Source organism: Flavobacterium psychrolimnae (assembly GCF_003312425.1).
GTDB lineage: Bacteria > Bacteroidota > Bacteroidia > Flavobacteriales > Flavobacteriaceae > Flavobacterium > Flavobacterium psychrolimnae.
In genome coordinates this window covers 94766-111652 of the sequence record NZ_QNUX01000015.1, presented here as the reverse complement: position 1 = coordinate 111652, position 16887 = coordinate 94766, and the positions used below count along the sequence as shown (strand labels likewise).

The 16887-nt window shown below is 34.5% G+C and carries 15 protein-coding genes and 1 other RNA gene; 6 read left to right on the top strand and 10 right to left on the bottom strand.

Annotated elements, in window-relative coordinates:
* Both DR980_RS14520 and DR980_RS14515 read right to left on the bottom strand, forming a co-directional pair.
* Positions 1 to 1698: Ig-like domain-containing protein (locus tag DR980_RS14520; protein ID WP_208630817.1), on the bottom strand; the 1698-nt coding region annotated here is incomplete at its 3' end.
* A gap of 80 nt (positions 1699 to 1778) precedes the next feature.
* Positions 1779 to 2057: a hypothetical protein gene (locus tag DR980_RS14515; RefSeq protein WP_113637462.1), complete on the bottom strand. Its 279-nt coding sequence runs from the start codon at positions 2055 to 2057 to the stop codon at positions 1779 to 1781.
* Between the two features lie 394 nt (positions 2058 to 2451).
* Here DR980_RS14515 and DR980_RS14510 point away from each other — a divergent pair, with 394 nt between their 5' ends.
* From DR980_RS14510 to DR980_RS14500, 3 genes are all read left to right on the top strand, one after another.
* The gene (locus DR980_RS14510; protein ID WP_113637460.1) at positions 2452 to 2937 is read left to right on the top strand and encodes a SixA phosphatase family protein; all 486 of its coding nucleotides are present in this window, start codon (positions 2452 to 2454) and stop codon (positions 2935 to 2937) included.
* Positions 2934 to 5021, top strand: a complete 2088-nt coding sequence (gene ppk1 / locus DR980_RS14505; RefSeq protein ID WP_113637479.1) for a polyphosphate kinase 1 — start codon at positions 2934 to 2936, stop codon at positions 5019 to 5021. The genes DR980_RS14510 and ppk1 overlap by 4 nt, the downstream gene beginning before the upstream one ends.
* 68 nt (positions 5022 to 5089) lie before the next feature.
* The gene (locus DR980_RS14500; protein WP_113637458.1) at positions 5090 to 5980 is read left to right on the top strand and encodes a Ppx/GppA phosphatase family protein; all 891 of its coding nucleotides are present in this window, start codon (positions 5090 to 5092) and stop codon (positions 5978 to 5980) included.
* A 12-nt stretch (positions 5981 to 5992) separates the two neighbouring features.
* Here the strand turns inward: DR980_RS14500 and DR980_RS14495 are convergent, their stop codons facing one another.
* The gene (locus DR980_RS14495; RefSeq protein WP_244199317.1) at positions 5993 to 6385 is read right to left on the bottom strand and encodes a DNA polymerase III; all 393 of its coding nucleotides are present in this window, start codon (positions 6383 to 6385) and stop codon (positions 5993 to 5995) included.
* Between the two features lie 88 nt (positions 6386 to 6473).
* Between DR980_RS14495 and DR980_RS16625 the strand changes: the two genes are divergently transcribed.
* Positions 6474 to 6599, top strand: a complete 126-nt coding sequence (locus tag DR980_RS16625; protein ID WP_262510253.1) for a hypothetical protein — start codon at positions 6474 to 6476, stop codon at positions 6597 to 6599.
* Between the two features lie 43 nt (positions 6600 to 6642).
* On the opposite strand, the gene dnaX is transcribed toward DR980_RS16625, so the two are convergent.
* Positions 6643 to 7728, bottom strand: coding sequence for a DNA polymerase III subunit gamma/tau (gene dnaX, locus DR980_RS14490; RefSeq protein ID WP_113637452.1), 1086 nt, complete (start codon positions 7726 to 7728; stop codon positions 6643 to 6645).
* Positions 7729 to 7969: 241 nt separating this feature from the next.
* Positions 7970 to 8269, bottom strand: coding sequence for a hypothetical protein (locus DR980_RS14485; RefSeq protein ID WP_113637450.1), 300 nt, complete (start codon positions 8267 to 8269; stop codon positions 7970 to 7972).
* Between the two features lie 118 nt (positions 8270 to 8387).
* Here DR980_RS14485 and rnpB point away from each other — a divergent pair.
* An RNA gene (rnpB, locus tag DR980_RS14480) (RNase P RNA component class A) lies at positions 8388 to 8711 on the top strand.
* 99 nt (positions 8712 to 8810) lie between these two features.
* On the opposite strand, the gene DR980_RS14475 is transcribed toward rnpB, so the two are convergent.
* The 5 genes from DR980_RS14475 to DR980_RS14455 are packed head-to-tail and all read right to left on the bottom strand — an operon-like array spanning position 8811 to position 15316.
* Positions 8811 to 10595: a chloride channel protein gene (locus DR980_RS14475; protein WP_113637448.1), complete on the bottom strand. Its 1785-nt coding sequence runs from the start codon at positions 10593 to 10595 to the stop codon at positions 8811 to 8813.
* A gap of 42 nt (positions 10596 to 10637) precedes the next feature.
* Positions 10638 to 11306 (bottom strand): DNA alkylation repair protein, encoded by a 669-nt coding sequence (locus DR980_RS14470; RefSeq protein WP_113637445.1) that lies wholly within the window; start codon positions 11304 to 11306, stop codon positions 10638 to 10640.
* 41 nt (positions 11307 to 11347) lie between these two features.
* Positions 11348 to 13033, bottom strand: a complete 1686-nt coding sequence (gene ggt / locus DR980_RS14465; RefSeq protein ID WP_113637442.1) for a gamma-glutamyltransferase — start codon at positions 13031 to 13033, stop codon at positions 11348 to 11350.
* Positions 13034 to 13049: 16 nt separating this feature from the next.
* Positions 13050 to 14735 (bottom strand): gamma-glutamyltransferase, encoded by a 1686-nt coding sequence (gene ggt, locus DR980_RS14460; protein ID WP_113637439.1) that lies wholly within the window; start codon positions 14733 to 14735, stop codon positions 13050 to 13052.
* Entirely contained in the window at positions 14732 to 15316 is a 585-nt protein-coding gene (locus DR980_RS14455; protein ID WP_113637438.1) for an acyl carrier protein phosphodiesterase, read from the bottom strand. Before DR980_RS14455 ends, ggt (DR980_RS14460) begins: the two co-directional genes overlap by 4 nt.
* Before the next feature lie 171 nt (positions 15317 to 15487).
* On the opposite strand from DR980_RS14455, the gene glmM reads away from it, so the two are divergent.
* Positions 15488 to 16876 (top strand): phosphoglucosamine mutase, encoded by a 1389-nt coding sequence (gene glmM, locus DR980_RS14450; RefSeq protein WP_113637436.1) that lies wholly within the window; start codon positions 15488 to 15490, stop codon positions 16874 to 16876.
* Positions 16877 to 16887 lie beyond the last annotated feature (11 nt).

Sequence of the window (16887 nt, the reverse complement as noted above, 5' to 3'; positions counted from 1 at the left end):
TTGAGTAGGAGTTGCAGTGAAGGCAATTGCATCAGGAGCCGCGTTGATAGTAACGGTTATAGATTTGGAACAACCGTTTGCATCAGTAGCTGTGTAGGTATAATTTCCGGCAGCTAAATTAGATGTAGCAGTTGTGTTGAAAGTGATACTTCCTGTTCCACCAGTTGGCGTGCTAAGAACCACCGATCCTTTTTCACCAAAACATTTTGGTTGCGTAGGGGTTGCAGTGAACGCAATTACATCAGGAGCCGCATTGATAGTAACGGTTATAGATTTGGAACAACCGTTTGCATCAGTGGCTGTGTAGGTATAATTTCCGGCAGCTAAATTAGTTGTAGCAGTTGTATTGAAAGTGATACTTCCTGTTCCTCCTGTTGGCGTGCTTAAAACAACCGACCCTTTTTCACCAAAACATTTTGGTTGAGTAGGAGTTGTAGTGAAGGCAATTGTGGGTGTAATAGTTAATTTAACGGCTGTTCTGGTTAAACTTGAACATGTGCCATTAGAATATTCCGCATAATAAGTTATCGAGCCTACCGTTTTTAAGGTTGGACTTGAAACAATATTTCCATTCGTTGCGGCATCATACCAAGTTATTCCAGTAGTTGATGTTAAAGCAGTATTTGCATTTAGCGTCTGTATAGGTGTTGATTCACATTCAGTAATATTCCCGTTGCTCGTTGGTTGATTTGGCGCAAATGTTATCGTTATTTTAGCTTGGTTTGATAGTAATCCAGTTAAATCTTTGATGGTATAATTAATAGGCGTTGGATTATTTTTAAAACTAGCTAACGGAACAAAAGTTACTATTCCACTTGAGTTAACAGACCAAGTTCCCTGTCCTGATACCGTTAAGGAAGTTTGAATTCCCGACTGTGTTGGGTTTAAATCTACAGTTGATTTGTCGATGTTTTGGTTAGAATCAATATCATTAGATGTAACATCTATGGTGATCGTGCCGTATGATTTGCATAAACTTGAATCATCATTTGCAATTGGTGCCTTTGGTATGGTGAAAATTACCTCTCCAAAACTAATCGAACTTTGTCTTTGACTAGATGTAGAACTATTTCCTAATCTAAAAGATATTGAATTAAGAGTTCCAAAGTTAACTGCGGCAATATACCTTGTATTAGAAATGCTAATAGGGTCAACAGAATTACTAGGTCCTTGAAATCTTGTATATATTCCTACGGAGCTTACTGTAATAAAACTATTGTTTTCTGTTGTATAACTTTCATTGTTAGGTCTGGCTACATCAAAAAATTCATTTCCGTCCAAATCAAGAGCTTCTAAAATGAAAGAGCTTAAATCAATTTTTAATTCTTGTGGAGTATTAAATGTGCCTCCTTTGTAAAAAGCAAATTGAAATTCAACATTTCCATTAGCCTTCGAGGTACTGATAACAGGTTGAAATCTATCTTTTAGACTGCCGCCCCCATTATTTGCATTGTCAACATCAACAATTGTAGCATTTGTTATACTAAGAATTGTAACGATGGCATCAACATCAGTACCGTCAACTTGTGTGACAGAAGGATAACGATATTTTGCACCTGCTGCTTTATCATTTCCAGATATTAATGTTGGTGTTGTGAATTTTGGTGTTTGTGAATATGAATTTAGGGAAACTAAAAGACATAGAAAAAGTAATAATACACTTCCTAATTTATGTTTTTTTATAGTAATTTTATTCATAGTTATATTTTTTAGTAGAAAATGCTTGATGATATTTTTTATAAACTGTCTTTTTTAATTTTTTATATAGTGAAAGACAGCTAATCAAAAAATGTTATAAGTAAATTTTCCAAGCGTTTAGATTCAGGTTTCGCTGATCTTGAATTTTGCTCAGATTTCTTCATTGATGCAATCAAAGATTTCACCTCCATAACTTGAGGCGTTTTATCATTTGATTTTGATACTTGGGCAGTTAGTAAAGTTGTCAATAAAGTGAAACACAACAAAACTAATTTTTTGAAATTTTGATTGAAAGAATTTTCAAAGAAATCACAAAAATCGGAGAAGATATTTTTTGAGGTAAAGTATTTTTTTATCATGTAGGTTCTTATTTTTAGATTTGAGCTCTTTCTGTTAAACAGGGCAATGTTTAAGATGCTAAATTAAATGTAAAAATTTAGAGTTAACTTTTTTTTCTTTAAACAACCTAAATAGTCGTTGAATTACCTTTTTTCTGTTAATTCAATCTTAAAAAATTATAAAAAAAATATTAATATTTTTAAAACATAGCTTGACTGACGTGGATATTTTTAGTTTTTTAACTTTAATTTTCAGGACGATTACAATATTATTAATCAGAAAAATTAGATTTTAAGTGAACAATATTAATAAGATTTTATAGAATAAAAAGTTAAAAAAAAAGATTGTAAGTTTTAGTTTTGTAAATTGTATCTAATAAATTTTACCAGTTGATAACAAAATTATTTTCTACTCATGAAAAACTTAATATTGGTTCGCCATGCAAAATCAAGTTGGGAAGTTCCTATGCATGATAAAGATCGCGGTTTGACCTGTCAAGGTGTAAAAGATGCTCATCTTGTCTCTGTGGAGGCTAAAGATTCGATTCCTAAAACATATATAATTTGGAGTAGTACAGCCAAAAGGGCTACTGATACTGCTTTAATTTTTGCTCAAAATATTTCATATCCTATTGAAAGTATCATTTACAAAGACGACCTTTATACCTTTGATGAAAAGAAACTGGAAAAAGTAATTAAATCTTGCAGTAATAATTTTGATAGTGTTATTCTTTTTGGACATAACGCGGCAATTACAGATTTTGTTAATAAATTTGGAGACGTTTCCATTGAAAATGTTCCTACTTCAGGTTTTGTGTCGTTTAAATTTGACACAGATGATTGGAAAAAAATAAAGAAAGGCAAAATAAAAAAAATAATATTTCCCAAAGATTTAAGATGAATAAAGTATTAGAATATAAATATATTGATAGAGAAAAAAGCTGGTTGGCTTTCAACGCCAGAGTGCTTCAAGAAGCTGGTGATCATTCCGTTCCGTTATTAGATAGGTTGCGTTTTTTAGGTATTTTTTCTAATAATTTAGATGAATTTTTCAGAGTGCGATTTGCCGCAATCAGACGTTTAAGTTTAACAGGCATATCCGGTGAAAAATATCTTGGAGGCATATCTGCTCAGCAATTAGTCAAGGATATTACCGAAATCGTTATTCAGCAACAATCTGAAAGTCTTCGAATATTAAATATTATCGAAAGCGAACTGGAAACTAAAAATATTTTTATCATAACTGAAACCGATATTACTGTTGAACAAGAAATTTTCCTAAAAGATTTTTTTATTCAAAAAGTGAGTCCTGAATTAGTTACTATAATCTTAAATGATTTAGCAGAATTCCCCGTATTGAAAGATACTTCAGGATATTTAGCGATTAAATTGGTGATGAACAAAAACTCAGAAGTTCGTTATGCAGTAATCGAAATTCCTAAAACGATTAACCGATTTGTTGTTTTACCATCCAATAATGAAAAACAATATGTTATACTTCTGGATGATGTTATTCGCCATAATCTTAGTAATATTTTTAATATTTTTGATTATAAAAGCGTTTCTGCTCACATGATAAAAATCACTAGAGATGCGCAACTTGACATCGACAGTGATTTGAGTAAAAGTATGATCGAAAAAATATCTTTGAGTGTAAAAGACCGAAGAATAGGGGAGCCGGTGCGTTTTATTTACGATCAATTAATTGAAGAAGATACTTTAAAGTTTTTTCTGGATAAAATGAAAATTGTCTCCACTGACAGTATCATTCCAGGCGGCAGATACCACAACAGGAGGGATTATATGAATTTCCCAAACCTTGGAAGATATGATTTATTATATCAAACGAATGATCCGCTTCCTATTCCTGGATTAAGTCTTGAAGGCAGTATGCTTGAAAAAATAAGCGAAAAAGATTATTTATTAAATGCGCCCTACCAATCATTTTCCTATTTGACTAAGTTTTTGCGTGAAGCTGCCTTAGATCCTAAAGTAGTTTCGATAAAAATCACGTTGTATCGATTGGCAAAAAATTCTCAAATTATAAGTTCGCTTATAAATGCGGCTAAAAACGGGAAAAAAGTTACCGTTCAAATCGAATTGCAAGCCCGCTTTGATGAAGCATCCAATATTTCCTATGCAGAACAAATGCAATTGGAAGGTATTGAACTTATTTTTGGAATAAAAGGCCTGAAAGTGCACAGTAAAATTTGTGTTATTGAAAGAATTGAAAATGAGAAAATAAAAAGATACGGCTTTATTTCAACTGGAAATTTCAATGAATCTACTGCCAAAGTATATACGGATGTTACTCTTTTTACCAGTCATCAGCAGATTCTGAAAGATATTATGAGGATTTTCGAGTTCTTTGACATCAATTACAGAGTGCATCGCTACAAACATCTTATTGTTTCTCCACATTATACCAGAACGAGATTCGTGAAGTTAATTGATAGAGAAATAACGCATGCTCTGGCCGGACGAAAAACTCACATAAAACTAAAAATGAATAGTTTATCTGATTTTGCAATGATTGATAAATTATATGAAGCAAGCAGAGCCGGAGTAAAAATTCAACTTGAAGTCAGAGGGATTTGTTCGTTGATTCCAGGAATCCCAGGGATGAGTGATAACATCGAGGCAATAAGTATTGTAGATAATTATCTAGAGCATTCTAGAATTTATATTTTTGGAAATGCCGGACAAACTGAAGTTTATATTTCTTCAGCGGATTTCATGACTAGAAATCTGGATGGAAGAGTTGAAGTGACTTGTCCTATTTACGATCAGGGAATAAAAAATGAGCTAATTGATAATTTTGATATTGGTTGGAAAGGAAATGTCAAGGCGCGTTTTCACTCTTATAAATTAGATAATAAGTATCGCCCTAGAAATCATAATCCTATTTTTAGAGCACAATTAGAGACCTATAAATACTACCAAAAAAAGCTGGACGCAGTATTAAATGAAAAGGAAAAAGTATAATTGTTTGTTGATGATTAAAGGGAAACTTTAACAAAAGAATCAAACAATAAATCAGAAATTAAACGAATATGATTAAAATAAAAAAATATGCAGCAATTGATATTGGTTCCAATGCCATGCGTTTGTTGATTGCTAATATTGTGGAACAAGAGGGTAAAGAGCCTCAGTTTAATAAAAGTTCCTTGGTTCGTGTACCTATTCGTCTTGGGCAGGACGCCTTCACCGTTGGAGAAATTTCAGAGGAGAATATCGAAAGAATGTGTGATGCAATGAAAGCTTTCAACTTGTTGATGAAGGTTCATAAAGTAGAGCGCTATATGGCTTTTGCGACATCAGCAATGCGTGAGGCCTATAATGGTAAGGAAGTTGTAGCATTAATTAAGAAAAAAGCAGATATAAAAATAGAAATTATTGATGGAAAAAAAGAAGCAGCCATAATTGCATCAACCGATTTACATCATTTGTTAAAAACAGATCAAACCTATCTTTTTGTAGATGTTGGTGGAGGAAGTACTGAGTTTACACTTTTTTCTAACGGCAAAATGATTAATTCAAGATCGTTCAAAGCCGGAACCGTTCGTTTATTGAACGATATGGTTTGCGATGTCGTTTGGGATGAAATTGAAAAATGGATAAAAGTAAATACTAAAGAATACGACGAAGTTACACTGATTGGGTCTGGTGGAAATATCAATAAAATTTTCAAAATGTCTGGAAAATTGCAAGAAAAACCACTTTCCTATATTTATATGAATTCGCAATATGCTTTTTTGAATTCTCTTACTTATGAACAAAGAATTTCTGAATTAGGTCTGAATCCGGATCGTGCCGATGTAATTATCCCAGCGACAAGAATTTATCTGAATGCGATGAAGTGGAGTGGAGCACGAAATATTTATGTTCCTAAAATAGGTCTTTCAGATGGAATTGTAAAAGCAATGTATTACGGTAAAATATAATTTTAATAATGATTATGCGTCTAAATCTAATCCAAATGTTGTGCGTAAAAGCTCAATATTTGGATTTATTTCTAATAACCTGTTGTAGCGGTCTTGGTCATTAAAGCTTCTTTTGTTTTCTATACTTTCATTTACAATAACTTCAATTGTAATGTCATGATTGTGTAAATGACCTTTTAAATGGCCTAAAAGTCCATGTATTTCCTTTTCAAAATCTAATTTTGATCCTTCGTTAGGCAATTCAATTGTGATGGCGGTTCCATTTAATTTTGGATCATTAATAAGTAACAAAGATTCCATAATTCTATAGCCTTTGTCGCCTAAACGTTGCGCATATTTATTCCATTGTAGCAACATTTCAGTCTCTGAGAAAGGCTCGGTTGGCAAATGAAGCACTTCTTTCACAAATCCTCTACTACTTTCTTCTAATGCTTTTTTTGCACGAATACTGGCTAATGAAAACGCAGAAACCTTTGGTCCATCGGATTGCAGAATGTTTATTTTTGCTGCTGGAGTAGGTAATGGAATTGATGTAACAGCATCTGTAGTTTCCGGTTCTTTTAATGGAACAGAATCTATAACTGGGATAGCAGGTTTTGAATCTTCAATTTTCGGTTGAACCGTTATCGAATAATCATTCTTTCTATAATAAGTAGGGGGAATTATATATTGTTCAACTTTTTTTTTTCTCCATCAAAAGTGATAGAGGCAAGTTGCATTAGGCAAAGTTCAACAAGAAGTCGTTGGTTTTGACTCAGTTTGTATTTCAAATCACAATCATTTGCAATCTCGATTCCTTTCAAAAGAAAGTCTTGACTACATTTCTGAGCTTGCACGCCATACATTTGTTGTGCTTGTTCGCCAACTTCTAATAAAGTCAAAGTTGCAGGCGTTTTAGAAACTAATAAATCTCTAAAATGAGAAGCCAATCCAGATACAAAATGATGTGCATCAAAACCTTTAGCAAGAATTTCGTTGAACGCCATCAATAGATCCGGGATTTTGTTTTCCAAAATCAAATCGGTGATGTTGATGTATGTTTCGTAATCCAACACATTCAAATTCTCTGTAACGGCCTGACGTGTTAAATCTTTTCCACAAAAAGAAACTACTCGGTCAAAAATAGACAAAGCGTCACGCATGGCGCCATCAGCTTTTTGAGCAATAATGTGCAAAGCGTCATCTTCAAAAACTACGCCTTGACTGGTGGCCACTTCGGCAAGATGTTCTTTGGCATCTTTTACGGTAATTCTTTTGAAATCAAATATCTGACAACGAGAAAGTATCGTTGGAATAATTTTATGTTTTTCGGTCGTAGCCAAAATAAAAATGGCGTGCTTAGGCGGTTCTTCCAGTGTTTTCAGAAAAGCATTGAAAGCTGCCGAAGACAACATGTGAACCTCATCAATAATGTATACTTTGTATTGTCCCGTTTGTGGTGGGATCCGAACTTGGTCAATAAGATTCCTAATATCATCAACAGAATTATTAGAAGCGGCATCTAATTCGAAAACATTAAAGGCAAAATCTTCATTAGGATCATCATATCCAGGCTGGTTAATTTTACGAGCCAAAATACGGGCACAAGTTGTTTTTCCAACGCCACGAGGTCCTGTAAATAATAATGCTGAAGCTAAGTGATTGCTTTCTATGGCATTCAATAAAGTATTAGTAATGGCTTTTTGTCCTACAACATCTTTAAACGTTTGAGGACGATATTTACGGGCCGATACAACAAATTGTTCCATAGAAATTTTATTCGAAAGCAAATATAGGTTTTAATTTAAAGATGCAAAAATTTAAGGATTGAAAGATTTTATAATTTTCAGAATGGTTTTTGTTTCTCAAATTCCCTAGCCCAGATAGTAGCGAAAATCCTTATGCGCCGGGGTTCGGCGTATAAGATTGTAACGGATAGCTGGAATAAGCTCCTAAAAAATAATTGATTTAAATTCTTGATTTAGTTTTAAATTATTTTAGAAAACGAGCTTACTTGTCTCTTCCTTTGATGCTAAGATCGATTAAAACTCTTGCGGCACCATTATCTGAATTTGCGGCATATCCCGCTACAAACACACCTTTTTTTCCAGAAGTTGATTTTATACCATAAACCGTTGCTTCATCATCTGGATTGGTATCTCCTTCGTAGCGGTAAATATGTTGAATTTCATAGTGGCTTGGGTTTTTTATAATGTCTTCCTCATGGAGATTGAAATCATAGGTAAATCCCATCTCATTCAAATCGTCTAAGGCTTTAGAAACGCTGGCATAATGATACATATTTGACATAATAAAGAATTTATAGTTAGTTAATAAAGGTAACTATTTTATTATGAATAGATTGTAAAAGGCTTGTTAAAGTAAGTAGCAGTAAATGAAAAAAAAGAATTAAATAGTGTAAATTTGCACCGCAGACCGCCTTATCGCCGTTTTGAGCAATCAAGAGGGAGGAAAGTCCGGACACCAAAGGGAAGCATAGCGGGTAACACCCGTCGGTCTCGTCTTTACGGACGAGATTAGGACAAGTGCAACAGAAAGTATGTACAGGTAATGCTGTAGTGAAACCAGGTAAACTCTATGCGGTGAAATATCAAGTATATCAGCATTTAAGGGCTTCTCGTCCGTTGTTGAAGGGTAGATAGCTTGAGTCTCGCAGTAATGCGGGATCTAGATAAATGATAAGGCTCTAATTTATTGGAGACAGAATCCGGCTTACAGGTCTGCTTTTTTTTAAAATTTCACTTCAGATTTTTTCTTCTAAAAACTCTTATCTTATTGTAATTGCAAAATGTTGATAGCGAAATATCTCTTTTTTTAGACTATAAATGACCTACTCAATCGTCATTGATTTCAGTTTTGTTCGATAAGCTTCAAGCGCAACAGATTTAGAAATAAAACCGTGATATTTTCCGTCTTTAAGTACCGGTAAAAATGCTTTTTTCGATTTCTCAAATTTATTCATGACCATTTCCATGCTGTCGTCCGGTGAAATTGTTTCAACAGGTTTCAGCATTATTTCCTTCACCAATGTATATTTAACGCGGTAATTATTGAATATTATTTCGCGAATATCATTAAAATGAACAATGCCCAATAAGTTCTGTTCGGTATCAACTACTGCAAATATCACTTGGTTGGAATGAGAAATGAGATCAACGAGTCTTTCTAAATTTTCATTAGGAGTTACCGTAAGAAAATCTGTTTGAATAATGGTACTTGTCTCTAGTGTAGAAAGTACATTAGTGTCTTTATTACTGGTAAAGGCATGCCCTTTTTGCACGAGATTTTTCACATCCATCGAGTGTTTTTCAAAACGCTTTGAAATAGCAAAACTGATTGATGCCACAATCATCAGCGGAATCATCAAGTTATATCCTCCTGTAATTTCAGCAATTAAGAATATCGCAGTCAAGGGAGCATGAAATAAACCGCTCAAAATACCTGCCATTCCCACCAAAGTAAAATTACTAACGGGTAATTTAGTAAGTCCTGTGAGATTTAAAAATTTGGAAAAAAAGAAACCAACATAAGATCCGAGAAACAGGGAAGGAGCAAAATTTCCACCATTACCACCACTGCCTAAAGTAATTCCTGTCGCAAAAACTTTTATCATCATCGTGCACCCTACAAAAAGTAAAAGTGCCCAACTATTATCGCGAAAACTACTGAATAATGTGTTTTCTAATAATTTTCCGGGATCGTTCTCTGATAATGTTTTGATACTTTCATATCCTTCTCCAAAAAGTGTTGGAAAAATAAAAATAAGAATGGCTAAAATTGAAGAACCAAACAACGCTTTTTTATAGGGTGATAATTTAAGTCTTGCGAAAAAATGTTCTACTTTCTGAAAATTTCGGGAGTAATAAACGGAAATGAATCCGGTAAATAAACCTAAAAGAATATAAAAAGCAATATTATGATAATCAAAACTCTGTTGCTGTTTGAAGGATAGTAAAATTTCCTCGTTCAATGCAATTACAGAAACTAAAGCTCCTGTGGCAGCAGCTATCATGATAGGTGTAAAGGCTGCAATACTAACATCTACCAACAGTACTTCGATAGCAAATAATACTCCAGCAATAGGTGCATTAAAGGCAGCAGCAATTCCGGCTGCAACTCCACAACCAATTAGTAAAGTTCGGTCTTTATAACTTAATTTATATTTTTGTGCATAGTTTGAACCAAAAGCGGCTCCTGTAATTACAATCGGACTTTCTAAACCTGCGGAACCTCCCAAACCAACCGTTAATGAACTGGTTACAATTTGGGCGTACATTTGTTTTTTTGGAATAATACTTGCTTTTTTAGCTACTGCATATAAAATTTGCGAAGTCCCTTTTTGTATTGTTCCTCCTAAAACTCTTTTGATGACAAAAACGGTGAGCACAATACCAATTATAGGTAGAATACTATTAACGAAACCCAATTTTAAAATTCCGCTGACATAAGTTGCAAAAGAAAATACCCAATGCGCAAAAGTTTTCAGAACTATTACGGCAAATGCAGAGGAGATTCCAACCAAAACGGCAGATAAAAATATAAACTGTTTTGGAGTCAATATAGACTGTGCTACGGCAATTATTACTTCTAGTTTGGCTATTATTTTTTTGAACATGATACTTTTTAAGAGGGCTACAAAACTACTATTATTTTAATCCTAACACATATTTTTTAACGCTTCTTTTTTGCTTAATGGCTTTAAAGTATTGGTTTTTACAAATTCTTGAACATCTTCAGGATTTGATTTTGCATATTCCCGTAATGCCCAACCGATTGCTTTTTGAATAAAAAATTCTTTACAATGCGAATGCTTTAAACATTCGGAAAATAATAAATCAGCACTGGTTTTTTGTTTGTACCCCAATTGAAATAAAATTGCACTTCGGTTCAACCACATATTCTCAGACCTTGAAAATCGTTCTATTACATTTTTGGTTTCCAATGGAAATTCTCTTAGATATTTACCTAAAATATATTTTGCAATGGTATCAACGCTATCCCACCAAGAGTTATTCAGTATCAGTTTTTCAATCAGTTGAATGTCCTCCTTTTTGTAATTTCCTTTAAGTTCTTTTATCAAAATTTCAATGGCACAATACTGAAATTCCCGTTCTGGTTTTGAATATAAATCCAATGCAATTTCCCTTACGTTTGCCGAAACCTCTTCTTTGTTTTCTTTCCAAATTTCCTTAAAAATGCGTCTTCGTTCCTCCGTTTTTATTCCAAAAAACGGAAAGTTATTCTTCATGTATTTTGCCATGGCAAAAGCATTTTCAGGATTCTCATTTTGCTTAAAAGTGTTTTCTAAGGCAAGTATAAAGTTCATAAATATTTAAATTTTTAGTCATCCTGAGCGCAGTCGAAGGGCTAAAATCCAACCGCTTTATCGTCTCCTCTAAAATCAGCGCCACCTTCGATTTTTTTATTTGGTAAAACCAAAATCGCATCTACTTTTCCTATTACTGGTGTTGTTTTTTCATTGATAAGATATCCTTTTGACTTCAAGGTTTCAAAGGTTTTAGTATCGAATGTATTGGGTTCAAAAGTGATTAAATCCGGTAACCATTGATGATGAAAACGAGGTGCATTTACAGCTTCCTGCATACTCAAACGATACTCATAAACATTTAATATCGTTTGCAATACCGATGTAATAATCGTAGAACCGCCGGGAGAACCCACTACCATAAATAATTTTCCGTTTTTCTCTACAATCGTTGGCGTCATAGAACTCAGCATTCTTTTTTGAGGCGCAATACTGTTGGCTTCATTCCCCACTAATCCAAACATATTCGGTTCACCTGGTTTGGAACTGAAATCATCCATTTCGTTGTTTAGGAAAAAGCCCAATTCATCACAATAATATTTAGAACCATATCCGTCGTTTAATGTTGTAGTTGACGAAACCGCATTGCCAAACTGATCTACAATCGAATAATGGGTAGTCTCCGTACTTTCATTATAAGTTACTTTTCCTTCCTTTATATCCGATGATAAAGTGGCTTTTTCAAAACTAAAATTTGACATTCTTTGTTTCAAATAGTCCTCATCCATTAAGGCTTTCAAGGGAATTTTTACAAAATCCGGATCCCCCAGATAATAACTTCTGTCGGCATACGCTCTTCTTTCGGCTTCTACAATAACTTGAATGGCTTCGGTAGAATTATGACCCATTTTAGCCAAGTCATAAGGTGCAATCATTTTGAATATTTCAGCTAGACATATTCCGCCACTGCTGGGCGGAGGCATAGAAATAACCTTTAAATCTTTATAATCAAAAGTAAGCGGCGTTCTCCATTTGGCTTCATATTTGGCCAAATCTTCCAAAGTGATTATTGCTCCTTTCTCCTGAAGGTATTTGACTAATATTTTAGCTGTTTCTCCTTTGTAAAATTCATCTCTGCCATTTTTTAAGATCTTTTTCAATGTAGCTGCCAGCGCAGGATATTTTATAACATCATTTTCTTTAAAAGCAGTAGCAAATAATGTTTTATCGCCATTTACTGTTATGATTTTGTCTCGATATGCAGCCAATCGGTCTTCTTGTTTTTTGGTAACAATAACACCTCTTACTGCCAATTCAATTACAGGTTTTAGAATTTCTTCAATTGGTAATGAGCCCAATTTTTCGTGAACTGCAAAAACGCCGGCAATCGTTCCGGGAACTCCAATAGCAAGAGGGGATTCAGTACTTTTTCCTTTTATAACATTTCCTTTTTCGTCCAGAAACATGTCTTTAGTGGCTGCTATCGGCGCTTTTTCACGGTAATCTAACGAACCAATTTCACCGTTTGATTTTCTATAGACCATAAAACCACCACCTCCAAGATTTCCTGCAAACGGATAGGCTACAGCCAAAGCCAATTCGGTACCAACCATCGCATCAAAAGCATTACCGCCTTTTTTCATGATTTCAACTCCAATTTTGGAAGCTTCTTCACGTGCCGAAACGACCATTGCTTCATTGGCAACAAGTCCAGTAGGTTGAACCATTACATTTTGGGTTTTACAACCAATTGACAAAACACTCAATAGAATAATAATCTTTTTCATTCGAAATAGTATAAATTTAAAAACCAACGGCTTTGTTATCGCCTCTTTTGTCAGCGCCACCCTCCAGTTTTCCATTTGGCAACATCAAAATCGCATCTACTTCACCAATAATTTCTTTATTTTTTTCATTAATGATATATCCTTTTTTCTTTAAACCACTCAATAATTCTTTATCGAAAGAATTGGGTTCAAAAGTAATTTCGTCTGGCAGCCATTGATGGTGAAAACGGGGTGCATTTACCGCTTCTTGCATACTCATATCAAATTCATACACATTCAATATCGTTTGCAACACCGATGTGATAATAGTGGAACCTCCCGGGGTTCCTACAACCATGAAAAGTTTGTTGTCTTTTTCTACAATCGTTGGCGTCATGGAACTCAACATTCTTTTTCCCGGCGCAATGCTGTTAGCTTCACTTCCAGTCAATCCGTATAAGTTGGGAACTCCAGGTTTGGCGCTGAAATCGTCCATTTGATTATTCAAAAAGAAACCCAATTCGTCGCAATATATTTTGGAACCATAATTATCATTTAAAGTAGTCGTTGCCGAAACTGAATTTCCTTTTGAATCCACAATAGAATAATGCGTGGTTTGGTTGCTTTCGTATCCTTTAATTTTTCCATGTGCAATATCCGAAGATTTAGAAGCTTGATCGAATGAAAAATCATTCATTCTTTTTTCTAAATAAGATGGACTTAGTAATTCTTTCGTTGGAAGTTTTACAAAATCTGGATCACCTAAAAAGTAATTCCTGTCGGCATACGCTCGTCGTTCGGCTTCTGTAATTACTTGAACGGTTTTTATACTATTGTGTCCCATTTGCGATAGGTTGAAAGGCTCAATCATTTTCATGATTTGATTCAGACAAATTCCGCCACTGCTGGGAGGAGACATCGAAGTAATTTTTAAATTTTTATACTTAAAAGTAATTGGAGTTCTCCATTTGGAATTATAACTGTTGAAATCTTCTAATGTGGCATTTCCGCCTTTTTTAGCAAGAAAAGCTACTAACTTTTGAGCTGTTTCTCCTTTGTAAAATTCATCCCGCCCGTTTTTCGCAATCCTTTTTAATGTTGCTGCTAATGCGGTATATTTTATGGTATCATTTTCTTTGTATGCTTTGGAAAACAAACTATTCTTACCATTACTTTTTATAAAGGAAGCACTGTAATAAGCCAAGCTTTCGGCTTGAAATTTAGTGACAACAACTCCTCTTTCTGCTAAGGCAATTACAGGTTCCAGAATTTCATTGATGGGTAAAGAACCATATTTTTTGTGGACTTCAAATATTCCTGCAATCGTACCCGGAATTCCCGATGCTAAAGCCGTTGCAATACTTTTCCCTTCAATTACATTTCCTTTTTCGTCCAGAAACATATCTTTAGACGCTGCCAAAGGTGCTTTTTCTCTATAATCGATAGCACCCGTTTCGCCATTGGCTTTTCTGAAAACCATGAAGCCGCCACCACCAATATTTCCTGCCTGTGGATGAGAAACTCCCAATGCGAGTTCTGTGGCAACCATTGCGTCAAAAGCGTTTCCGCCTTTTTTCATGATTTCCACCCCAATTTGCGAAGCTTCTTCACGAGCAGAAACTACCATAGCTTTTGAAGTTACTAAGCCAGTTGGTTCAACCGCTTTTTCATTCGATTTACAACCTAAAACAGCTAAGACGAGTAGGAAAATTATTTTTTTCATAAAGTGGTTATTTTAATATTTGAATGTGCGATTAATTCCTCGAAAAACTCGCTAAAATGAGCTTCGAATTCCGAGTAATATTCAGTTAGTTCCTGACTGGCAAAACGCATTTTAGATTCGTTTTTGGTGCGTTGGTCCATTTGAGTTAAAATCCGATTAATTCCTTCAATCGTTTGATAACTCACCAGCCAATTGTGTTCAATCATATAAGGCATCATTCCCTTAGTTCTCTCCGAAAGAATACTGTGATTGTCGTGCAAGGATTGGTAAAAGCGTTCTACAAATTCTTCTAATTTTTCATCGGAATACCTATTCCAGTTTTTAGCCAAAAAATGATCGTAAAAAACATCAACTATTACACCTGCGTAATGATGGTATTTTTCATGAAGGCGTTTGGTACTTTTTCTAAAAATGGGATGGGCATCGGTGAATGTGTCAATAGCACGATGCAAAATGATTCCTTTTTGAATTTCTAAAGGATAACTTTCAAAATGCTTCCCCCGAATTCCATCAGCCATAAAATTGCCAATTTTGATTAAATCATTATCACCGGAAAGATAAATATGTGCTAAGAAATTCATTGTTTAAAGTTCTGTAGTTTCAAAGATACAAAGTTTCAAAGTTGAATCCATACAATAGAAATTTAGTTTTGTAAAAAAAATAAATGAAGTCTAAGTGCCTTTAACAGTAACAACTTTTTATATTTGTGAGTAATTTAATATTTATAATTCAAAATTTAAAATAGAAATAAGATGACTTTAATAAAATCAATATCGGGAATTCGCGGAACAATAGGAGGTAAAGTAGGTGATAATCTGACGCCTGTTGATGCCGTTAAATTTGCTTCGGCGTATGGAACTTGGTTGAAAAAATATATTGGAAAAGAAAAAATCACTGTTGTTGTAGGTCGTGATGCCCGTATTTCGGGACCAATGATTCACAATTTGGTGGTAAATACTTTAATTGGTTTAGGAATTGATGTGATTGATTTGGGGCTTTCGACAACACCAACTGTTGAAGTAGCTGTCACGCTTGAAAAAGCCGAAGGTGGAATTATTCTTACCGCTTCTCACAATCCAAAACAATGGAATGCCTTGAAATTATTAAATGAAAAAGGAGAATTCTTAAACGGAGAAGAAGGCTTGAAAATCCTTGAAATTGCTGAAGCGGAAGCTTTCGATTTCTCTGATGTAGATGATTTAGGAGTTATTATGATTAACGATGCTTATATGGATATTCATATTGATGAAGTCTTGAATTTACCTTTGGTAGATGTTGATGCCGTAAAAGCAGCTAAATTTAAAGTGGTTGTTGATGGTGTAAACTCTTCAGGAGGAATTATTATCCCAAGATTATTGGAATTAATGGGCGTTGAAGTGGTAGAATTATACTGTGAACCAAACGGACATTTTCCTCATAATCCGGAACCGTTAAAAGAACATTTGACTGATATTTCAGAATTGGTAGTAAAAGAAAAAGCTGATTTAGGGATTGTTGTTGATCCTGATGTGGATCGTTTGGCTTTCATTTGCGAAGACGGTGAAATGTTTGGTGAAGAATATACTTTGGTGGCTTGCGCCGATTATGTTTTAAGCAAAACACCAGGAAATACCGTTTCGAATATGTCTTCCTCTCGTGCGTTGCGTGACGTGACTAATTTGCACAACGGAAGCTATGAAGCCAGTGCCGTGGGTGAGGTGAATGTGGTAGAATTAATGAAAAAGAATAATGCCGTAATTGGTGGTGAAGGAAACGGTGGAATCATTTATCCTGAATTGCATTACGGACGTGATAGTTTAGTAGGAGTGGCGCTGTTTTTAACGCATTTGGCAAACAAAAAAATGACGGTTTCTGCTTTGCGTGCTTCGTATCCTGAATATTATATGAGTAAAAACAAAATCGAATTGACCCCACAAATTGACGTAGATGCGATTCTTGTTGCGATGACGGAGAAATATAAAAACGAAGATATCACAACCATTGACGGTGTGAAAATTGACTTTGCTGAAAATTGGGTTCATCTTAGAAAATCAAATACGGAGCCAATCATTCGTATTTATACTGAAGCGGCATCTCAAGAAAAAGCAGATGCTTTGGCATTACGAATCATTGATGAAATAAAAGCAATTGCCGGAATATAATTTCGTATTCA